Here is a 227-nt window from a genome sequence, read left to right on the forward strand (position 1 = left end):
TTGCCCGGCTCTTTGCCCTCGGTCTGGCGCTTGCCGGCCAGGACAGGGTTGGCGGGCGTGGCGTCGACCAGCGCTTTGAGCTGGGCCAGGTCAGCCTTGCCGATGTCGCGCCAGGTCTTCTCGACGACGTCGCTGGCCACCTTGCCGTCGGCCTTGGCCTGATTGAGGACCTGGTCGATCTCGACCTGGGCGTTCTGCGCACGCAAGGTCGCCAGCTCGGTGTTCAG

1 protein-coding gene is annotated in these 227 nt (G+C 67.4%); it reads right to left on the bottom strand.

The window, feature by feature from the left end; genetic code table 11:
* Positions 1 to 227, bottom strand: a 227-nt coding sequence (locus ACM03V_RS34585) for a phage protease (protein ID WP_414625331.1), incomplete at both ends; no start/stop codon positions are given.

Source organism: Calothrix sp. CCY 0018, from assembly GCF_963920925.1.
GTDB lineage: Bacteria > Cyanobacteriota > Cyanobacteriia > Cyanobacteriales > Nostocaceae > Rivularia.